19 protein-coding genes are annotated in these 21,409 nt (G+C 43.5%); 18 read left to right on the top strand and 1 reads right to left on the bottom strand.

All coding sequences use genetic code 11. The features are described 5' to 3' along the window. Positions 1 to 3 precede the first annotated feature (3 nt). The 3 genes from licT (at position 4) to ED901_RS14730 (ending at position 3,157) form a co-directional block, all read left to right on the top strand. Positions 4 to 843, top strand: coding sequence for a BglG family transcription antiterminator LicT (licT, locus tag ED901_RS14720; RefSeq protein ID WP_056774919.1), 840 nt, complete (start codon positions 4 to 6; stop codon positions 841 to 843). A 1,067-nt stretch (positions 844 to 1,910) separates the two neighbouring features. Beyond that, positions 1,911 to 2,381 carry a helix-turn-helix transcriptional regulator gene (locus ED901_RS14725; RefSeq protein WP_240993937.1) on the top strand — a complete coding sequence of 157 codons (471 nt, stop codon included), beginning with the start codon at positions 1,911 to 1,913 and terminating at the stop codon, positions 2,379 to 2,381. A 77-nt stretch (positions 2,382 to 2,458) separates the two neighbouring features. Next, entirely contained in the window at positions 2,459 to 3,157 is a 699-nt protein-coding gene (locus tag ED901_RS14730) for an EAL domain-containing protein (protein WP_122096343.1), read from the top strand. A gap of 29 nt (positions 3,158 to 3,186) precedes the next feature. On the opposite strand, the gene ED901_RS14735 is transcribed toward ED901_RS14730, so the two are convergent. Next, a complete protein-coding gene (locus ED901_RS14735) occupies positions 3,187 to 3,393 on the bottom strand; it encodes a hypothetical protein (protein ID WP_122096344.1) in 207 nt (68 codons plus the stop codon). Between the two features lie 56 nt (positions 3,394 to 3,449). Here ED901_RS14735 and wbaP point away from each other — a divergent pair, with 56 nt between their 5' ends. The 15 genes from wbaP (at position 3,450) to ED901_RS14810 (ending at position 21,382) form a co-directional block, all read left to right on the top strand. Beyond that, complete coding sequence (gene wbaP / locus ED901_RS14740) at positions 3,450 to 4,880, top strand: undecaprenyl-phosphate galactose phosphotransferase WbaP (RefSeq protein WP_122096345.1); 1,431 nt, start codon at positions 3,450 to 3,452, stop codon at positions 4,878 to 4,880. Between the two features lie 230 nt (positions 4,881 to 5,110). Beyond that, positions 5,111 to 6,250 (top strand): polysaccharide export protein, encoded by a 1,140-nt coding sequence (locus tag ED901_RS14745; protein WP_056773354.1) that lies wholly within the window; start codon positions 5,111 to 5,113, stop codon positions 6,248 to 6,250. Continuing rightward, the gene (locus tag ED901_RS14750; RefSeq protein WP_305775601.1) at positions 6,250 to 6,684 is read left to right on the top strand and encodes a low molecular weight protein-tyrosine-phosphatase; all 435 of its coding nucleotides are present in this window, start codon (positions 6,250 to 6,252) and stop codon (positions 6,682 to 6,684) included. The genes ED901_RS14745 and ED901_RS14750 overlap by 1 nt, the downstream gene beginning before the upstream one ends. Before the next feature lie 21 nt (positions 6,685 to 6,705). Beyond that, positions 6,706 to 8,880, top strand: a complete 2,175-nt coding sequence (locus ED901_RS14755; protein ID WP_122096346.1) for a polysaccharide biosynthesis tyrosine autokinase — start codon at positions 6,706 to 6,708, stop codon at positions 8,878 to 8,880. A gap of 36 nt (positions 8,881 to 8,916) precedes the next feature. Continuing rightward, positions 8,917 to 10,131: a hypothetical protein gene (locus ED901_RS14760; RefSeq protein ID WP_122096347.1), complete on the top strand. Its 1,215-nt coding sequence runs from the start codon at positions 8,917 to 8,919 to the stop codon at positions 10,129 to 10,131. A 44-nt stretch (positions 10,132 to 10,175) separates the two neighbouring features. Next, positions 10,176 to 10,916, top strand: a complete 741-nt coding sequence (locus ED901_RS14765; RefSeq protein WP_122096348.1) for a glycosyltransferase family 32 protein — start codon at positions 10,176 to 10,178, stop codon at positions 10,914 to 10,916. A 60-nt stretch (positions 10,917 to 10,976) separates the two neighbouring features. Continuing rightward, positions 10,977 to 12,257 carry a flippase gene (locus ED901_RS14770; RefSeq protein ID WP_122096349.1) on the top strand — a complete coding sequence of 427 codons (1,281 nt, stop codon included), beginning with the start codon at positions 10,977 to 10,979 and terminating at the stop codon, positions 12,255 to 12,257. 53 nt (positions 12,258 to 12,310) lie between these two features. After that, entirely contained in the window at positions 12,311 to 13,369 is a 1,059-nt protein-coding gene (locus ED901_RS14775; RefSeq protein WP_240993938.1) for a glycosyltransferase, read from the top strand. Between the two features lie 45 nt (positions 13,370 to 13,414). Further along, a complete protein-coding gene (locus tag ED901_RS14780; RefSeq protein WP_122096350.1) occupies positions 13,415 to 14,566 on the top strand; it encodes a cellulase family glycosylhydrolase in 1,152 nt (383 codons plus the stop codon). Positions 14,567 to 14,619: 53 nt separating this feature from the next. Then, complete coding sequence (locus ED901_RS14785) at positions 14,620 to 15,009, top strand: serine O-acetyltransferase (protein ID WP_122096351.1); 390 nt, start codon at positions 14,620 to 14,622, stop codon at positions 15,007 to 15,009. 62 nt (positions 15,010 to 15,071) lie between these two features. Further along, on the top strand, positions 15,072 to 16,127 hold the full coding sequence (locus tag ED901_RS14790) for a glycosyltransferase family 1 protein (protein ID WP_122096352.1): 1,056 nt from the start codon (positions 15,072 to 15,074) through the stop codon (positions 16,125 to 16,127). A gap of 35 nt (positions 16,128 to 16,162) precedes the next feature. Then, entirely contained in the window at positions 16,163 to 17,584 is a 1,422-nt protein-coding gene (locus ED901_RS14795; protein ID WP_122096353.1) for a mannose-1-phosphate guanylyltransferase/mannose-6-phosphate isomerase, read from the top strand. A 14-nt stretch (positions 17,585 to 17,598) separates the two neighbouring features. Then, entirely contained in the window at positions 17,599 to 18,978 is a 1,380-nt protein-coding gene (cpsG, locus tag ED901_RS14800; protein WP_122096354.1) for a phosphomannomutase CpsG, read from the top strand. A 21-nt stretch (positions 18,979 to 18,999) separates the two neighbouring features. After that, positions 19,000 to 20,154: a glycosyltransferase family 4 protein gene (locus ED901_RS14805; RefSeq protein ID WP_122096355.1), complete on the top strand. Its 1,155-nt coding sequence runs from the start codon at positions 19,000 to 19,002 to the stop codon at positions 20,152 to 20,154. Positions 20,155 to 20,287: 133 nt separating this feature from the next. Then, on the top strand, positions 20,288 to 21,382 hold the full coding sequence (locus ED901_RS14810; RefSeq protein ID WP_122096356.1) for a GDP-mannose 4,6-dehydratase: 1,095 nt from the start codon (positions 20,288 to 20,290) through the stop codon (positions 21,380 to 21,382). Positions 21,383 to 21,409 lie beyond the last annotated feature (27 nt).

Consider the following 21,409-nt stretch of genomic DNA (forward strand, 5'->3'; position numbering starts at 1 on the left):
AAGATGAAGGTCATTAAGGTACTCAATAATAGCCTGGTGCTATCAACGGATCACGATAACAACGAAGTTATCGTTATGGGCAAGGGTATTGGCTTTGGCAGCAAAGTGGGTGACGTTCTCGACCCGGCCAGCATCGAGAAAATCTATGCAGTACAAGATAATCAGAAAGGCCGTGAATATCTTCGTCTGATTGAAGATACGCCGGAAGCGCATATTGAGATTGTGCAGATGATCTTAAGCCTGGCAAACGCCGGGCTGAAGGGGCGGATCAACGAGCAGATTTTTTTCACGCTGGTCGATCACATCAGTTTTGCCATTGAGCGTTATCACAAGGGCATCACGATCCAGAACCGGCTGCTGTTCGAGGTAAAACGCTTTTATCCGCATGAGTTTAGCGTGGCCACACAGGCGCTGGTGTACATCAACCAGCGCCTGAATATCCAGCTCCCGCAGGAAGAGGCAGGGAATATTGCCTTTCATCTGGTTAACGGTCAGACCGATGTGCAAAACATGGAGCACACCCTGCTGGCGGTGAAAATGCTGAAGGATATTTTCAATATTATCCAATATCACTTTCGTCTCACGCTCGACACGGAGTCGCTCAATTACGCCCGTTTTCTGGTTCATATGCAGTTCTTTATTCAAAGAATGGTGGAGAAACAGCAGGTTGTCTCAAAGGATGATTTTATCTTTTCACAGGTCATTAAAGAGTATCCGCACGTTTACCGCTGCGCTCTGCTGATCCGCGATTATATTAAAAATCTGCTGGAGATGGAGATGTCCAACGATGAGCTGCTGTATCTGGTCATCCACCTGACGCGTATTACGCAAAGTGACGTCTGAACCCTCTCTCATTGCGGCAGTAACGCCGGCGTCAATGAGTCAATAACGTGACCAGTCTGCTGACCACGTTATTGACTGTCAGCAGGATGGCTCAGGCCAATTTTCCCCACCCGGTAATGTCTCTTTTCCCTTCAATAATCTCCCACCCTGGTTTTATCTCTGTGAGAATATTCATTTGATTATAAAATCCTGAAAATTCTAATAAACAGCAGAACCCCCCTCCCTAAATGAATTTTTATCTTAAGAATGCTCTTAGTATTTAACTGCCAGATGAAACGACTTATTTCGCCTGACGCCATGAAATAATGGCGAAAATAGCTGATCTCTGCTTAATAAGAATGCTCTTATAAAACAGCCGCTGTTTCAAAATGTCACATCTGTGCTCATAAACAGCATTAAAAGGCTAATGAATTTTGATTCTAAATACTTTTTTAAGAATGTTACCCAGTATCGATAATTTTGTGATTAATTTGCGTAAAAACTTAAACTAAAATTCCGACTAAAAAAGTTCATTATCCTGTCCTAATCAAAAAATACAGTCCAAATCGAGTGTTAATAAAATTATTCTGACCCTGTGAATTGCGCTTAAGAAAGGTCTTAGATTTCAAGCCTTATTAATGCTAAAAGCGTTACATGGCTCACAATTCGAGTGAGAATACGAATGATTACTAGGACAACGCCTAGTGTTGAGTGGGGTAAATAACGATAAGAAAGCGTAAATCGATCGGTGAAACCTATTGTTTGGTGTAATAGTGAGCGAGATAAACGATTTGAAGAGTTTTGGCTGCGTATTACTCTACTGGAAGTCACTGGGAAGGAATAAATATGATGTGAGCAATGATGAATAATTTCGTTTTTTTAAGCGTTATGAAAGTGCTCTATTCTTCCCGCTCTGTTAAAGAAGTGTCTGAGCGTTTTTAAAAACCACACTATTAGGCGGCCCAATGCCTCGGGTAATAATCTGGAGTGAGTGCCAGTTTACTAAATTGGCGATAAAAGAAATAATCTCCAAGAAACTGCCTTACGTTAACGGTGTCATTTTTTTTAACCGTGACGAGGAGGTGAACTTGTATACAAAAGATTATCTGATTATTGATCCATCGGGAGGCGGCTTTCACAAGTGTTATGAGTTTTTAAACGAAAATATCAATGTGCTGGATCCGGAACGAATACTTATCATTTCTTCAGAAGTAGACATGCTGATGCTGGGGTTACTGCTTAAAAAACAATTCAAATTTCTTAAAAAGAAAAAAGGGCTGTCAGAGATAGTCAGTGCAATACAGCAGTTTATTCAGCTTCAGAACATGACCAGTAACAAGGAGTCGTTTGATTATAAAATCACAAAAATGGAAGAAAAGGTTTTAGTCATGATGATGACCGGTCTTTCTGTGACCAGTATTTCAAACATACTAAAACTGAGCGTTAAAACGGTCAGCGTACATAAGTGTAATTCTCTGAGAAAGATAGGTGTTGATGCCAGCAGCAGTTCGGCTTTGTTCTTTCTGCATAAGCATGCTGTAGGTAACAGAATAACCTGATTGAATTTTAACAGACCAGGCACCTATTGCTGGTTTGGATAATGTCTCTTTGTATTATTTTTGCCATGGGGTAAGGGATGCGTACGGTCAAAAGAAGTGATTCCAGTTATCTCTTTGAACCGATAGTGACAGTATCTGGCGGGATACTGGGTTTTGAACTGGTAAAAAAGTCAGCGCATCAGGCAACCAATAAACAACATCCGCACGACGCGGGAAGCCAGACATTTCATTTATCTGCCGAAGAAAGAATCAAAAACTTCTTCGACGAGGTGACGCTGGCCTGTATTAATGCCGATATCTTTACCCACAATAATTTTTTACTTTCAATACGTATCGACTACGAGATTGCCAGCCATATCGTGAATAACGCAGCGATGCGCAACGTGTTACAGCAGCACAATTATATAAGACTCACGCTGGATGCGTTTTTCCCCGAGTTCAGTGCCGAACAGGACCGCCCGGTTCTGCACGCGCTGTCAGAGCATGGCCCCTTGTGGCTTGACCATTTTGGGGAAGGCAATACCAGCCTGACACTGGTCATGAATGAGAAGTTTGAACATATAAAAATAAGTCAGCATTTTTTTTGGCAACACCAGGGAACCTTATCTTTTCGACAAATTATTGAGCACCTTCAGCCATACAGTCAGGGCGTTATTATTGGCGGCATTGAAAGCGCCCGCCACCTGGAATATTTGAAAGGCAGTCAGATCCAGGGGATGCAAGGCATATTATGGTCGGCCTACAGTCAGGAGGAATTCATCCAGTCTTTTTTCTGACACTGTAAATATCAATAGGCATCAATTTTTTAATTCATTAAAGCAAGAATCGCCATCATCTGAATGCCCAAGGTGAGGGGATCCTGCTGCCCGGATAATTGCACTCTTTTTTTGGCAAATTGGTGGCCGTAAACCAGGGGCGGTAGCGTAGCTGAAATAACGGCACAATCAAAAAACATGATTATAAAAAAATTCCATGCTGACGCCCTGAATCTCAGCATCTTATTCACCATCATATCGTCTCTTTTCGGCTCACTGAAAAGGGAGGTTGATTATTTATTGTGGGGGGTATATGAAATTTCTCACCAGAAATGTTTGCGCCAGTTTATTTCTCGCTTTATCTGACTTCCTCAGTTTCACCCTTTCGCTTTATATAGCGAAGGGCATCCTAAATAATGTCATGACTCACTTTGAGCAACGTATTCCTGATGCTCAGACCGCCGGCTGGATTGTCCTGCATGGCGTACTGGCATTCTGCTGCGTTGCGTGGTTTCACCTGCGCCTCAGGCACTATTATTATCGCAAAACATTTTGGTTCGAGCTGAAGGAGATCCTTCGTACATTGCTGATTTTTGCTCTGATCGAAATCGCTGTGATCGCCTTCGCCAAATGGTATTTCTCGCGCTATCTGTGGGTCCTGACATGGATACTTGTTTTGATTGCGGTCCCTGTGGCGAGAATGCTGACCAAACAGGCGCTGCATGCCTTTGGCTTCTGGCAACGCGATGCCATCATTATTGGCAGCGGCAACAATGCCCGCGAAGCATATAGCGCCATCAAAAGTGACAGGAATCTGGGTTTACGCGTCACCCAGTTCATTTCCAGTGAAGGTGCTGATCAGCCGGGAGATATGATTGAAGGCATACGTATCATGCCCTCTGACGAGAACTGGGTACGGACGCATGTCGATAAAAAAACGCAGTTTATTGTCGCGGTGGAGTCGCATCAGAGCGGCATCCGTAATGCATGGCTGCGGGTATTTATGATCCACGGTTACAGTTCGGTGTCCGTTATCCCGACGTTACGCGGTATGCCGCTGGATAACACCGATATGTCGTTTATTTTCAGCAAGGAAGTGATGATCTTCCGCGTGCATCAGAATCTGGCAAAATTTTCTTCGCGCGTCACCAAACGGCTGTTCGACATCGTCACATCTCTGAGCATCATCATCCTGTTATCGCCTCTGCTTATCTACATTACCCGCAAGGTCCGCAAAGACGGCGGCCCGGCCATCTATGGTCATGAACGCATTGGGCAGTCAGGCAAACCCTTCAAGTGCCTGAAATTTCGCTCGATGGTGATTAATTCCAAAGAGGTTTTGGAAGAGTTGCTGGCAGGTGACGCAGAAGCCCGGGCGGAATGGGACATGACCTTCAAACTCAAAAACGATCCGCGCATAACGTCGATCGGTCATTTCCTGCGAAAAACCAGTCTCGATGAGTTACCGCAACTGTTTAACGTACTTAAAGGGGAGATGAGCCTGGTCGGTCCGCGGCCCATTATTACTGCGGAGCTGGTGCGTTATTACGATGAGGTCGAGTATTACTTGCTGAGCAAGCCGGGAATGACCGGATTGTGGCAGGTCAGTGGTCGCAGTGAGGTAGATTATTCCACGCGGGTTTATCTTGATGCCTGGTATGTTAAAAACTGGTCCATGTGGAATGATATTGCCATTCTGTTCAAAACCATCGGCGTTGTATTGAAAAAAGAAGGGGCCTATTAATTATCCTGTGATCATGGCAAGCATTGAATAACGCATTACCATAATGAGATCTGCAAAATAAATAATCTTACTTTTATTTCATGTCAGCAGAGCTTCTCTGTCGTGGACATGAATTTTTTGATTGTTTTTTAATATCTTCACACAGGAATGATGATTCGCGACTGCCGGAAGGGAATACGGAATTACTCTGGAAGGCAGATTTAACACTAAATAGCAGATGATGTGAGATAATGAAAAATAGCTTTTTTAATATTTCTTTAGTGATATTAACGTCCGGTGTATTGAGTGCGTGCACCGTCATACCCGGACAAAGTTTAAATACAGGGGACAAGCACGTAGTTGAACAACCGGACAGCAATTTTGATATTGATAAACTGGTCAATGTATATCCGTTAACGCCACGACTGGTTGACGGATTACGGCCAGATGCTGTCACGGCGCGCCCCAATCCGGAATTAGATCAGCAGCTTAAAGCCTATCAGTATCGTATTGGTGTGGGCGATGTGCTGATGGTCACGGTATGGGATCACCCGGAACTGACCACCCCTGCCGGGCAATATCGCAGTGCCAGTGATACCGGCAACTGGGTGAATGCCGATGGTACGATTTTCTATCCCTATATCGGCAAATTAAAAGTCACGGGTAAAACGGTCAGTCAGATCCGGGAAGATATCAGCACCCGCCTGGCCACCTATATAGAGAGCCCGCAGGTGGACGTCAGCATTGCGGCTTTCCGCTCACAGAAAATTTACACCACCGGTGAAGTCATAAAATCCGGTCAGCAACCCATCACTAACATTCCTCTCACGGTGATTGATGCGATTAACGCGGCGGGCGGATTAGCGCCGGACGCTGACTGGCGCAATGTGGTGCTAAACCACAACGGTAAAGACACGCAGATTTCGCTGCATGCGCTGATGCAAAAGGGTGACCTGACCCAGAACCGCCTGCTTTATCCCGGCGATATTTTATTTGTGCCGCGTAATGATGATCTGAAAGTGTTCGTGATGGGCGAAGTTGTCAAACAAAGCACGCTCAAAATGGATCGCAGCGGCATGACGCTGGCGGAAGCGCTGGGCAGTTCAGACGGTATTTCACAGAGCATGGCTGATGCCTCGGGGATCTTTGTTATCAGGCCGCTGAAAGGCAGCAATCAGGGCAAGATCGCCAACATTTACCAGCTTAACGCCAAAGATGCGGCATCGATGGTAATGAGTACCGAATTCCAGCTGCAACCCTACGATATTGTCTATGTCACCACCGCGCCGATCGTGCGCTGGAACCGCGTGATTTCCCAGATTGTCCCGACCATTACAGGCGTGCATGACATGATTGAGGCCGGTCGTTTCGTGCGGCAGTGGAATCCATAATGTTTGATGCCATTTTGATTGTCTGCACGGGCAACATCTGCCGCTCACCGATAGCTGAAAGGCTGCTGAGGCAGATGTTACCCGATAAGAAAATAGACTCTGCTGGTATGGCGGCGCTGGTGAGTAACCCGGCTGACCCCGGAGCGATGCAGGTTGCTAAAAAGCACCTGTTAGCGCTTGAAAACCACCACGCCACCCAGTTTACCTCTGCCCTTGGCCGCCAGTACGACCTGATCCTGGTAATGGAGAAATCTCACCAGGAGCAAATCAGCCGTATCTCACCTGAGGCGCGCGGCAAGATTATGTTGCTGGGGCACTGGCTCGGACAGAGGGAGATCCCCGACCCTTACCGAAAAAGTCAGGAAGCCTTTGAGTCTGTTTACCGGCTAATCGACCAGGCCTGTCAGTCCTGGTTACAAAAACTGAACGGATAACTCCATCAGGGAAATCAACGCATGTCTCCAGTCATATCAAAAACGCCCGCTTCACCGGATTCCGATGAAATAGATTTAAGTCGTCTAATTGGCGAACTTATTGACCACCGTAAATTAATTATTGTCATCACCTCGGTGATTACTGTGCTGGCGATTATTTATGTTCTCTTTGCCACACCGATTTATCAGGCTGATGCTTTGATTCAGGTGGAGCAGAAACAAGGTAATGCGATCCTCGAAAGCCTGAGCCAGGTATTGCCGGACGCTCAGCCTCAGTCAGCGCCTGAAATCGCGTTATTGCAGTCGCGAATGATCCTGGGAAAAACGGTAGATGATCTGAACTTACAGGCCGTGGTGAAACAGAAATACTTCCCGCTGCTGGGCCGGGGATGGGCAAGATTAACAGGCGACGTACCGGGTAAGCTGTCGATCAGTCGTTTGTATGTGCCTTCGGGCGGCGGCGATGTCCCTAAATTAGTGATTACGGTTATAGATAAAAATAATTACCGGGTCGAAGGCGATAATATCGACATCAAAGGCGTGGTCGGCAGTCTGCTTAATGAGAAAGGGATTTCATTGCTGGTCAATGATATTCAGGCTCCGGCGGGCAGCCGTTTCAACGTCTATTACCTGAGCAGATTACGGGCGATAAACGATTTGCTTGATGCCTTCAGCGTCACTGACCAGGGAAAAGACACCGGCATCCTGAACCTTTCGCTGAACGGCGATAATCAGGAACTGATCTCAGCCATCCTCAACAGCATCAGCCAGAACTATCTCGATCAAAATATCGCCCGGCAGGCTGCGCAGGACGCCAAGAGTCTCGATTTTCTTGATCAGCAATTACCACAGGTGCGCACGGATCTGAACACGTCTGAAGATGCCCTGAATACTTACCGTCGGCAGAAAGACTCCGTCGATCTTTCACTTGAGGCGAAATCCATCCTCGACCAGATAGTGAATGTCGAGAGCCAGTTGAATGAGCTGACGTTCCGCGAAGCTGAGATTTCACAGCTCTACACTAAAGATCATCCTACCTACAAAGCACTGTTAGAAAAGCGCCAGACCTTACTGAAAGAACGGGATCGGTTGAACAAAAGTGTTTCCGCCATGCCCGCGACCCAGCAGGAAGTTGCCAGACTTAGCCGTGACGCAGAGTCCAACCGCGCCATCTACATGCAACTGCTTAACCGTCAACAGGAACTGAGCATCGCCAAATCCAGTGCAATTGGTAATGTGCGGATCATCGACACGGCCGTGACTGAGCCGAAAGCGGTAAAACCGAAGAAAGTGCTGATTGTACTAATTGGACTGATATTGGGTGCTCTGATTTCAGTTGGGTTGGTGCTTCTGCGCGTATTCCTGCGTAAAGGCATTGATTCACCTGAGCAGCTGGAAGAGAAAGGGATCAACGTTTACGCCAGTATCCCGCTTTCAGAATGGCTGACCAGAAACAATAAGTCAGACAAAAAGCGGTCATTAAAGGCAAAAAGAAAAACATCGGCCACTAATTTTCTGGCGGTCGAGAACTCCGCCGATCTGGCGATTGAAGCGATTCGAAGTCTGCGAACCAGCCTGCATTTCGCGATGATGGAAGCCAAGAACAATGTGCTGATGATTTCTGGCCCAAGCCAAAGTGCCGGTAAAACCTTTATCAGCAGCAATCTGGCGGCGGTTATTGCTCAGGCGAACAAGAAGGTTCTTTTCATCGATGCGGATATGCGAAGAGGGTATGCCCACAAATTATTCAAAGTAGATATTGATGAGGGGCTTTCAAGTATTTTATCCGGCAAGACAAGCCCTGATAAAGCCGTCAAAAGTGTTTCCTCTGTGAATATTGATTTCATATCAAGAGGGGAATTACCTCCTAACCCGGCCGAACTTCTGATGCACCCGCGCTTCGAGACACTGATGACCTGGGCATCTGAACATTATGATCTGGTTATTGTGGATACACCGCCAATTCTGGCCGTGACAGATGCAGCAATTATCGGACGTTACGTCGGTACCACCTTGTTAGTTGCGCGTTTCGAAATGAATACCGTCAAAGAAGTGGAAGTCAGTATCAGGCGTTTTGAACAAAGTGGTATACGCGTGAAAGGGTGCATCCTTAACAGCGTTATCCGAAAAGCCAGCAGTTATTATGGCTATGGTTATACAAATTATGATTACTCTTATTCAACCAAAAATGATTAAGTTAATTTGTAAACCAGAAATAACATTGGGTATGATATGAATATTGAAAGATTTGCATTTCCAACTTTCATTTTTTTCATCTTTGTCAAAGCTTTTTCTGGCCCCATTGGCATGGTCGTTCCGTTGGTTAATTACAGTGCCGTGCTTATTATGCTCGTGCTGTTAATTTACAAGTGGATAAAAAATCTGCTGGTTATGCCATCGCTGATCATTATGTCCTGTCTGTTCATCTTTTATATCATGCTGGGCACACTTAATAGTGGCCTGATTCAGACACTGTTTGGTGTGTATATATTTATACCCTTTATGTTTAGCGTGGCGTTTTCCGGTGCAATATTTGATGGATTACTGAATTATTCAAATAAGTATTTCGTTTTTTTGGCTGCCACAAGCGTAATGGGTGTTATGTATGTGAGCAGTTTTGGTGCCCCCTGGCTAGGGGGCATTATGGATATTGGTAGTTATTCTAAGGTAGTATCGCGAGACTGGACAGCGGGAGGGGCTTTACGTAATCCCGGCTTCACCGCAGCATCATTTGATGCTGCGACATTGATGTTAATCAGCTTCTTCTTTCTATTGTATAAGCTGAGAAGTAAAAAAAGATGGATAAGTTACGCGTTGATTTCCGTTATCCCTCTCTATCCAATTTATCTTACAACCACGAAGACCACCATTTTAACCTATGCAATATTAGTATTGGTGATGATCTTACCCTCATTCGCCGCCATAGCTTTCTCAAGAATATCTATTGTATTCAGCGTGTTGTTTTCATATTTTTATATGTTACCAGGGCAAGGGCAGACACGTTATGACGAAACCAATACGTTTTTGCAGCGAATGTATGAAACTTGGCCCAAAGCTATGGGGTTACTAAAGGATAATTATGCTTATCTGATAGGTAAGGGTATCGGCGGAATAGGAACACCCTCATTATTATTTTCACCTCAAAGTTATAATCCGGCAGATAATGCATTAGTGTATCTGTATGTGATAAGCGGATCGGTCAGCGTTGTTTTTATTATTCTTTTCCTGTTTAAGTTTTTACTCTCCAGTTTTCATGATAAATATGCCAGAACGGCTTATTATCTGTTTGCCTTTTGCATCTTTACAGGTGGTGTGACGTACAATCTGTTTGAATCTGTATTTTATGCTCCATTTTCAGGAGTATTGGTCGGTGTCATTTTTAATAGCAGGTTCTGTGTGATGCGCAAGTTTAACTCGGTGAATTCGACCAGTGTCAAAATGCAGTAAAAATCATCATCACTGGTTTTACTTATATCCATTAAGGAGTCGATGTGATCCCCAAGGTCATACATTACTGTTGGTTTGGCAGGGCGAAAAAACCAAAATCAGTACAAAAGTATATTGATGCTTTTCATCGTCTTAAACCCGAAGGATATGAAATCATTGAATGGAATGAAGAGAGTTATCCGCTTGAAGGCAACACTTACCTTCTTAACGCGTACAAGCAAAAAAAATGGGCTCACGTGTCCGATTTTGTCAGGCTAGACGTGTTATATAATTATGGGGGAATTTACCTTGATACCGATATTGAAATTGTGGACGGTTTCGAAGATTTGTTGAATCTTAATCTTTTCATGGGATTTATGTGGGATTGCAATTTGGGAACGGCTGTCATCGGTGTGGCCAAAGGAAACCCGATTATTCAAAACCTCAGGGAAAAGTATCTGAAAGAAGAAATATCGTTGTCTTCACCGAACAATGATTTATTTACCCGATATTTCCTAAGCTCAGTATCCGGGTTTAAACTCAATGGTAAAGAGCAGGTACTGCCAGGAAATATCAAGATATTTGAAAAGTGTGTTTTTGAACATCCTTCATTGTTTAAAAGAAAAAACAAAACGATACATCACTTTTCGCAATCCTGGAAAAAAACAAACAAGTTTAAATCCAGACTTAAAGGAATGGTGGTTTCAGTTATGGGGCTATATTTATACAGAAAATACATATGTAAAAAATCGCTCCGCATTTCACCTTTTTATGAACGCTACAAACATGACCTTAGCACTAAGTGAGTAATAGTATTCAATCAAAGAGAATGTAATGATAACTTGTTACTTATTAGATGAACGATTATGAAAAAATATTTAGCAAACTCACTTTGGGTCTTATCAGAAAAAGTGATACGACTGACCGTCGTATTCTGTCTTTTTTCATACATCTCACAGAAGCTTTCAGTTTACGACTTTGGTGTATTTTCTCTGGCTCAGACCATAGCCTCATTAATGATCGGGATTGTTGCATTTGGATTTGATAATGTACTGATAAAAGAATTTGCAATTTCTGAGAAAGTTAATGAGGTTTTCTCAACCTCTTTCATCTTTAGAATGATGCTTTCAACATTAGTTGTTTTAATTTTTCTAATCTATATTTTGATATCAGATTATAAAGATATATATAAGGCTGTTTTTTTAATTTCTTCTTTCAGTGTTTTTTTTCAGGTTCAGACAATTTATTACTCTTACTATCAGGCGATATCACGCTCAAAAGTCATTACAAAAACAAGTGTTATAGCATTAGTTATTTCTTCGTTGATTAAACTTGTCATAATTTATCTTAATTTGGGGCTGGTTTACTATACTCTATCATTTTGCCTTGATTACTTATTTTCTTTCTTATTGATTTTTCTTGTTTCCAGAAAAGGTGGATTAATTCTTAGCTTCAAGTTTTTCAATAAAAAGACATTAATCTCTTTATTACGACAGTCATCACCTATTCTCATTTCTACTTTAATCGTAATGATTTATACACGGGTAGATCAGTTCATGATCGCCAAAATGACAGGGATGGAAGATGTTGCCAGATTCAATGTGGCGGTAAGAATCTCAGATGCTTACATGTTTATTCCTCTTGCAATCTCAGCCTCATTTTTCCCGATGGTGGCAAACGACAGTTCAGCCAGTAACATAAGAAAATATTTCAACATTACACATTTTTTCACTGTGATATCAGGATTGCTGGTGATTTTGCTAACACCATTTATCGTTAATGCGTTTTTTGGTGAGCGTTATCATGATTCTATTTCTGTGATCTATATTATCGTCATAGCAAATATTATCTCTTCATTAGGTTCTGTCAGTACCAACATACTTATCATCCGTGGAGTTACCTATCTGAGAATATACAGAGCGATATACGGTTTAGTGATCAATGTTGTGTTGAATTTTTTCCTGATCCCTAAGTATGGCATGCTCGGTGCAGCCTATGCCTCCCTCTTTAGCCAGATAATTGCAGCATGGGTAAGTAATGCATTCACAAAAAAAACGAGAGACTGTTTTTATTATCAATCGCTTTCTTTGATGACGTTTGGCATTCCTGCAATAAGAGATATTATTAGGGCAATGAGAAAGGTTTAATTCAGTGAGTACGACTCGTAAAGAGTTCACGTAAACAATTATTTGGAAGAAACATGAAGAATGTTCTTTTTGTTATGCCATTTCTTGGCAGGACAGGTGCTGAGCGCGTGATTTGTAATCTCATTAATAATATTGACCCAGGGCTATACCGTCCTCATGTTCTTCTTTATGCCAAGGATCCAGTACGTAATACACTTTTGAAAAGTTTACCAGATGATATTCCTGTCAGTTACCTTAATGTGAGAGGCCGCGCCCGGTATAATTTGCATAAGATTATTTTTGGTATCAGACGTTACTGCAAAGAAAATGACATTGAGACGATGCTAATCAGTGATGGCACAGCTAATGCCTTTATATCACCATTTTTGTTTATATTGGGCAGGAACGTCAAGAAAATTGCCAGAGAATCTAATCTGCCAAGTCTTTACGAAAAAAACCCTCTGGCGAAAATGCTGTATAAATTATGTTATAAAAACTATGACGTTATCATCGTTCAAAGTGATGACATGCTGGCAGATCTCACTTTAAAAATGGGAATACCTGATTCAAAGGTGGTTAAAATAAATAACCCATTAGACATTAAGGTGATAAGGGAAATGTCTTCCCTGAAACTGGAGCATTCATATCCAAAACATAAAGTTAATCTTTTGACTATAGGCAGGCTGACCTACCAAAAAGGTTTTGATATTTTAATTAATGCCTTTTCAAAAATTAGTAATGACAATTTTCATCTTACTATTGTAGGTACAGGCGAAGATAAAGAAAAATTAACTCAGCAGGTAAATTTATTAGGCTTACGTAAAAAAATAACATTTATCCCTTCAACTGAGAATCCTTACGCATTGATGAAGCACGCAGACGTTTTTATCTCCAGCTCTCGCTGGGAGGGATATCCTAATGTCGTTATTGAATCACTAGCCTGTGGTACCCCTGTCGTAGCAAATAACTATCCCGGCGGAATTAACGAGATAATCCACGAAAAAAATGGCTTTATATGTAATTTGGAAACGGAGTTATCCCTGGGGTTAGAGTATGTTACACATTTAACAGACATAGAGTTTGACAACCAAAAAATAATCAAGATATTTAAAGAGTATGAATCATTACTCTAGCTGAATTTTGACGTTTCAAAGAGAGCAACAGCGGATGGAACAGATATGATGCCAGCCAAAATTTTAGCCTTAATACTGTTTGTTATCCCCACCTTTACTAATGCAAGTATGGATATTGGTGTGGCAACTCATCTTAGCGACTACAACCAATCCTCAGATGATTACAGAGATATAATCAAAAGGTTAGGTTTTGATTCTGTGAGAGATGGCTTTTCATGGAATTCTGTACAAAATGAAGCAGGCAAACTGAATATTTCCAAGCAACGAATAAATTCAGATAACTTTTTTGCTAAGAATAGTCGCCAATCTGATGATATCTCGACCCTTTTTGTTCTGGGATATGGCAACAATCTCTACACACATGGTGGGTACCCTCAGAACCGGGAGCAAGTCGATAAGTTTGTAGACTATGTCGCCTGGGTTGCCACACGCTATAAAGGAAAAGTTAAATACTACGAAATATGGAATGAATGGTTGCTTGGAACCGGAGTAGGATCAAAAAGAAATAAACCCGATGATGAAATATTTCTTTATCTTGTTAAAAAATCCTCTGAGAAAATAAAACAAATAGACCCAAGTGCAGTTGTTCTTACCGGCTCTGTTAATCCATTACACAAGAATGAAGTTAATTGGCTAAATGGTCTGATTGATAAAGGATTAATGAATTATGTCGATGGGATTTCAATTCATCCCTATGCCTTCAATGAACCTGCTAGTGTCCGAGATCCGGAAGGGAGTTTTATTGCCCTTGATAGTTTCGAGGCTTCGTTGACAAACAGAGTGGGTAAAGCAGTGTCACTCTATATCACTGAGATGGGCTATCCCACCGGCTCAGGATTTACCGGTGGTGTATCGAATATTATTTCTGCACAGAACATGGTCAAATATACGCTTTTAGCGGCTTCAAAAAACTATGTCAAAGGGCTGTGGTGGTACGATTTAATGGACGATGGTCCCGACAAGAAAAATAAAGAGCATAATTTCGGATTACTATACCGTGACGGGAGTGAGAAGGAGTCAGCTCAGTTGATCAAAAAACTTATCCCTCTTATCAGAAATAAAAACTTATTACTCACCAGTAGTGAAAATCAGCACTATGTTATTACCGCGCAAGAAGGTGGCCAGCTGGTATGGGAGCGTGGTCAGAACTATTCTCTTCAGCAATGGCTGATAAAGATTAACGGTCTTAATCATTAACTTCGAGGTGGTTATCGTTGAGGAATATACTGCGTGGATTCTATTTAATAGTGATGAAGTTTTTTAAAGTTATTTACTGTATGTACCATTTCAATGACGGCCGTATAGCACTTTATAGTGAACTTACTATAGGGCTTAAAGTTTTAAAAAATAACAGAACCACACTTCCACATCCCTTCGGCGTAGTTATCGGTAGAGGCGTCAGTATTGGTGTGGACTGCCGAATTTATCAAGGGGTCACCATAGGGTCAAAACTTGAAGATGGTGTCACCTATCCGGTTATTGGTAATAACGTAACAATATACGCTAATAGCGTCATTATTGGGGATGTGAGAATTGGTGATAATGTCATTATTGGCGCGTCGACATTGGTTATACAAGATGTTCCTGAAAATTCAATCATTGTAGGCAACCCTGCAAGAATAATAAGTAAATCTATTTGATATTGCGATGTTTATTTAATTCTCATCAAATTTAATTTAAATAACACTGGGTTGATTTTGTGATGATATATATTAATGGCCGTTTTTTGACTCAAAATATGTCGGGTGTCCAGAGATTTGCCGAAGAGATTTCATTGCAGATTGAACATATCAGAGATGATGTGGTTTTTCTTGTGCCTGATATCAAAGCTATAAAGAAACAGTCTTTGTTAAAACGTATCAATGTTGAGGAAGTGCCGGGTTTAAAAGGGCACTTGTGGGAGCAGATTACCCTGCCACTCTATTTGTTGAGAAGAAAAAGTCCTTTATTGATCAACTTGTGTAATACAGCCCCTGTTTTTTATTCTCATCAGCTTGTCACACATCATGATATCACCTATCTGAAGTATCCGAAGAGTTTCCCTTTCTCTTTTCGTTTGTTATATCGGGTTATTTCACCGCTCATAATACGCAACAGTAAGCAGGTTATCACGGTTAGCCGATTTTCTCGTTCTGAAATAGCAAGTCGTTATCGGTGCCCGGATGAAAAAATCAAAATAATTTACAACGCTGTTTCTGATATATTTAAACCCCCAAAAGAGTTAGCGTCTCATCCAGATAAACAACGTTATTTGTTGGCAGTATCATCCACTAATTACCATAAAAATTTCCATGGGTTAATTGATGCTTTCTCAGATGCCAATTTAGATATTGATTTGAAAATCATCGGTGGAAGTGCTGATGTTTTCTCAAAATTAGAACTTAAACGTAATCATCCGCGTATTCACTTTGTGGGTAGGGTTAATGATGATGAGTTAGTTAAACTTTATCAGCATGCTACTGCGTTCGTGTTCCCTTCTTTTTACGAAGGATTTGGTATACCGCCTTTGGAAGCTCAGGCATGTGGTTGCCCTGTAATATCGTCAAATACCGCCTCAATGCCGGAAGTGTTAGGTGAAAGCGTCTTGTATTTTAATCCTGAATCTAAAAGCGAATTAATCAATGCATTACGCTTAATTGTCACCGATGCGGAATTAAGGGCGCAGTTAGTTGAAAAAGGCTTTAAAAATACAGAGCGATTTTCCTGGGCTAAGTCGGCAGGTAAATTAAACGACATTATCCGGAAATTTAATTTTTAACTATCAACTGTCAAATTTACCAACCGAGGGTAATCATGATCCTTCCCGTCATTATGGCCGGTGGTACCGGTAGCCGTTTATGGCCAATGTCCCGCGAGCTTTATCCCAAACAATTTTTACGCCTTTATGGCGAGCAATCTATGTTGCAGGAAACAGTTACCCGTTTAAAAGGTTTAGAGACTTCTAACCCCCTGGTGATCTGTAATGAAGAGCATCGGTTTCTGGTGGCGGAACAATTACGACAAATTAATCAGCTGTCGAATAATATTATTCTTGAACCTGTCGGAAGAAATACGGCTCCGGCTATTACACTGGCGGCACTCAGCGCTATCGATGAGGATTATGATCCTTTATTACTGGTACTGGCGGCTGACCATGTTATCGAGAATATCGAGGCCTTTCATCAGGCGGTTAACAACGCCATTCCTTTTGCCGAACAGGGGAAATTAGTCACCTTTGGTATTGTTCCCACCGGGCCTGAAACTGGCTATGGTTATATTCAACGCGGCACGGAATTTAACAACCCGTCTGCCCCCGTTTTTCGGGTGCAGCGTTTTGTTGAGAAACCTGATTTACAGACCGCTCTGCAATATCTGGAAACCGGCGAATATTACTGGAACAGCGGAATGTTTTTGTTCCGCGCGAAACGCTTTCTGGAAGAGATGGCAACATACCGGCCGGATATTCTCGATGCCTGTCTCAAAGCCATTGAGACAGCGCAACCTGATGAGCAGCAGGAATTTATCCGTGTGGATAAAGCGGCCTTTATCGCCTGCCCGGACGAGTCTGTCGATTATGCCGTAATGGAGAAAACCACCGAGGCTATCGTTGTGCCGCTGGATGCAGGCTGGAACGACGTAGGTTCCTGGGCGGCGCTGTGGGAGGTCAATAATAAGAATCTGAACGGCAATGCTGTGACCGGTGATGTCTTCACTCATAACGCCACAAATTGTTATATCAATACCGATGAAAAATTTATTGCGGCCATTGGTGTTGAGAATCTGGTGATTGTGAATACCAAAGATGCCGTATTGATTATTGATAAATCTCAGGTGCAGGACGTTAAAAAAGTCGTTGAGTTTTTAAAAAATCAGGAGCGCAGGGAATATCGTGTGCATCGCGAGTCATATCGCCCGTGGGGACGAAATGACAATGTGGTGAATACGGTTCGATATCACGTAAACCGTTTAACCGTAAAACCCGGCGGAAAATCCTCTTTGCAAATGCATCACCATCGCGCTGAACATTGGGTCATTCTTTCCGGAACAGCAAAAGTCTCGCTGGATGATAAAACATATTTACTGACCGAAAACCAGTCCACGTTTATTCCTATCGGTTCGCAACATATGCTGGAAAATCCCGGAAAGATCCCTCTGGAAATATTAGAAATACAGTCCGGCGCCTATCTGGAAGACGACGATATTATTCGTATCAAAGACCATTATGGCCGTTGTTAATTTGAGGGTTAATTATGTCTGGGAAATTGACGTGTTTTAAAGCGTATGACATCAGGGGCGAACTGGGTACTGAATTAAATGAAGATATCGCTTACCGAATCGGCCGGGCTTACGGGCAATATTTAAAGCCGACCAAAATGGTAGTAGGGGGCGATGTCCGTTTAACCAGCGAAGCATTAAAACTGGCACTGGCAAGGGGATTACAAGATTCTGGCACGGACGTGGTGGATATTGGCGTCACCGGGACGGAAGAAATTTATTTCGCGACGTCCTATCTCAGCCTTGATGGCGGCATTGAAGTGACCGCCAGCCATAATCCGATGAACTATAACGGCATGAAACTGGTGCGCGAAGAATCAAAACCTGTCAGCGGCGATACCGGGCTTCACGAAATACAGCGTCTTGCCGAGGTGAATCAGTTTACTGATATCGCCCCTGAAAAACGCGGCACTTATGAGCAGGCATCGGTACTCGATGCTTATGTCGATAAACTGATCGGCTATATCGATTTTTCACATTTTCGCCGCCCGCTCAAATTAGTGCTTAATTCAGGCAATGGTGCTGCCGGGCATGTGGTGGATGCGATTGAACAGCGTTTTATCGCGGCGGGTGTGCCTGTGGAGTTTATTAAGGTTCATCACAACCCTGATGGCAATTTCCCCAACGGCATTCCTAATCCGTTATTGCCGGAGTGCCGTCAGGATACCACAGATGCCATTATCAAATATCAGGCTGACATGGGCATCGCCTTTGATGGTGATTTTGACCGGTGTTTTTTGTTTGACCACACCGGCGAATTTATTGAAGGTTATTATATCGTCGGCTTGCTCGCCGATGCTTTTTTGGAAAAACATCCCGGTTCGCGCATTATTCATGACCCGCGCTTAAGCTGGAATACCATTGATATTGTCACTCAGGCGGGCGGTGTGCCGGTAATGTCTAAAACCGGACATGCTTTTATCAAAGAGCGTATGCGCCTTGAAAATGCCGTTTACGGCGGTGAAATGAGTGCCCATCACTATTTCAGGGATTTTTATTACTGCGACAGCGGCATGGTTCCGTGGCTGCTGGTGGCTGAATTATTGTTAGTGAAAGGCCAGTCATTAAGAACCCTGATTCATGACCGTATCAAGGCCTATCCTGCCTCCGGGGAAATCAACAGCGTTATCCTTCAGCCGAAAGAAGCTATTGGCCGGGTACTGGCCGTGTATGAAAGCGACGCACTGCACGTCGATTATACCGACGGTATCAGCCTTGAATTTGAAGAGTGGCGTTTTAATCTTCGCAGTTCAAACACTGAACCCGTGGTGCGTCTGAATGTGGAGTCGCGCGGCAATATCCCCCTGATGCAAAAGCAGACACAAAGTATTCTGGCTATTTTGTGCAAAGAATAATAAAAATTCTGAGGTTTGATTATGTCAAATGATGTAAGTGTTGGAATTGTCGCCGACTGGCTGGTGACATTTGCCGGGGCAGAGAAAGTTATCGCGGAATTTATTAAAATATACCCGGAGTCTGAACTCTATTCCGTAGTGGATTTTTTATCAGATGAGTCGAGAAAGTTATTTTATGGCAAAGACTCCACCACCTCTTTTATTCAGCGTTTACCCTTCGCCAAAACAAAGTATCAACACTATCTGCCCTTAATGCCTCTGGCCATTGAACAGCTCGACGTGACCAAGCATGACATTATTTTGTCCAGCAGCCATGCGGTGGCAAAAGGGGTATTAACCGGCCCTGACCAGTTGCATATCAGCTACGTGCATTCTCCGATACGTTACGCATGGGATTTTCAGCATCAGTATTTACGTGAGGCGGGGTTAAACAAGGGGCTGAAAGGTAAACTGGCCCGCTGGTTTTTACACAAGATAAGGATCTGGGATTACCGCACGGCTAACGGCGTTGATCACTTTCTGGCGAACTCACAGTTTATTGCCCGCCGGATAAAAAAAGTCTACGGGCGTGATGCGGATGTTATTTATCCGCCGGTTGATGTGACGCGTTTTCTGTTGCAGGAAGAGAAAGAGGACTTTTATTTTACCGCGTCCCGCATGGTGCCTTATAAGCGTATTGATCTGATTGTTGAGGCGTTTAGCCAGATGCCGGATAAAAAGCTGGTGGTGATCGGTGATGGCCCGGAAATGGCAAAAATTAAGGCTAAGGCCGAAAAGAATGTCGAGATTTTAGGGTATCAGCCCGATGCCGTTATGCAGGATCATATGCGGCGCGCCAAGGCCTTTGTCTTTGCTGCGGAAGAAGATTTTGGCATTACGCCGGTGGAAGCCCAGGCCTGTGGCACACCGGTCATTGCCTTTGGTAAAGGCGGCGTGCTCGAAACCATCAGACCTTACGGCGAAACGAAGGCGACCGGGCTGTTTTATGCCGAACAGAGTGTGACCTCGGTGATACAGGCCGTGCGGCAGTTCGACATGATTGGAAATTCTATTCTTGCGCAAGACTGCCGGGACAATGCAATGCGATTTTCTGCAGAACGTTTTCACCGCGAGCTGGAGGAATATATAAAAGGGAAATGGAATGAATTTAGCGAGAGCAAAAAAATAATCTACTAGGTTTTTTATTACGTTCACCTTGTCTTATTTCATCTCTTACGTCTGGTTTGTATTTGTTATTTTTAAGACCTTACAATTCTAATCGTGCATCCAAAAAGATGTGTTCTTTTTAATTGTAATCCAAGGATCCTGTATGTCTAAAGTTGCACTTATTACCAGTATAGCTGGACAAGATGGTTCTTATTTGGCTGAGCTTTTATTAAAAAAAGGCTATACAGTCCATGGTATTAATCGACATATTCCTGTAGTGGCGGGAGAGCAAAATGAATTTCCCGCTGAAGGGCTGATGCTTCAGTCCCCGAATTTTCATCTTCACGATGAAAATTTTTCTGACGATGCCAGTCTGAATGATTTGTTAGCCACCCTGCGGCCAGATGAAATTTATAATCTGGGCAGTCTGCGCCAGACCACCGCGGAATGTCTGCGCGCCTGTTATCCTCCCATGAGGGCGAATATCAGTGCGCTGCGCATGCTGGAAGGGATCCGTTCTCAGGGACTGGCGAATAAAACCCGTTATTATCATGCCTCGCCCTCAGAACTGTGCGGCCTGGTTAACGCCATGACCATCAATGAAATGGTGACCTCCGGCCTTTGTGCGCCACAAACCATTGCGCTGATCTCTGATTTCTGGACTGTGGTGAATTACCGGGAAACGTTCGGCATGTATGCCTGCAACGGCATTCTTTTTAATCATGAATCCCCGCGCCGCAGCGAACATTTTGTCACCCGTAAAATCTCCATCGGGCTGGCGAACATTACGCAGGGGCTGGAGCAGTGTTTGTATCTCGGTAATCTTAATGCGTTGCGTGACTGGGGCCATGCCAGAGATTACGTCAAAATGCAGTGGTCGATGTTGCAGCAGGACAGCCCGGAGGACTTTGTGATCGCCACCGGCGTCCAGTATACGGTGCGTCAGTTCGTCACCTTCGCGGCGCTGGAGCTGGGTATTAAACTGCGTTTCGTCGGGAAAGGTACCGAGGAGAAAGGGGTGATTGCGGCCATTATCAGCCCGATTGCCGCGGCGTTAAAAGTCGGGGATGTGGTCGTGGCCGTTGACCCCCGTTATATCCGCCCGGCGGAAAAGTGCAAAGCTTCCGCCAACCCGGTGAAGGCGCGCCACAAGCTGGGCTGGGGGCCGGAAACGTCATTGCAGGATCTGGTGATTGAGATGGTACAGGCCGATCTGGCCTCTGCCAAAGCCGTGGCCCGGCTTAAACTCTATGGATGAAGCACGCTGACTGCTCAACGAACCTGT

This window comes from Rahnella sp. Larv3_ips (genome assembly GCF_003697865.1).
In the GTDB taxonomy this organism is placed as follows: domain Bacteria; phylum Pseudomonadota; class Gammaproteobacteria; order Enterobacterales; family Enterobacteriaceae; genus Rahnella; species Rahnella rivi.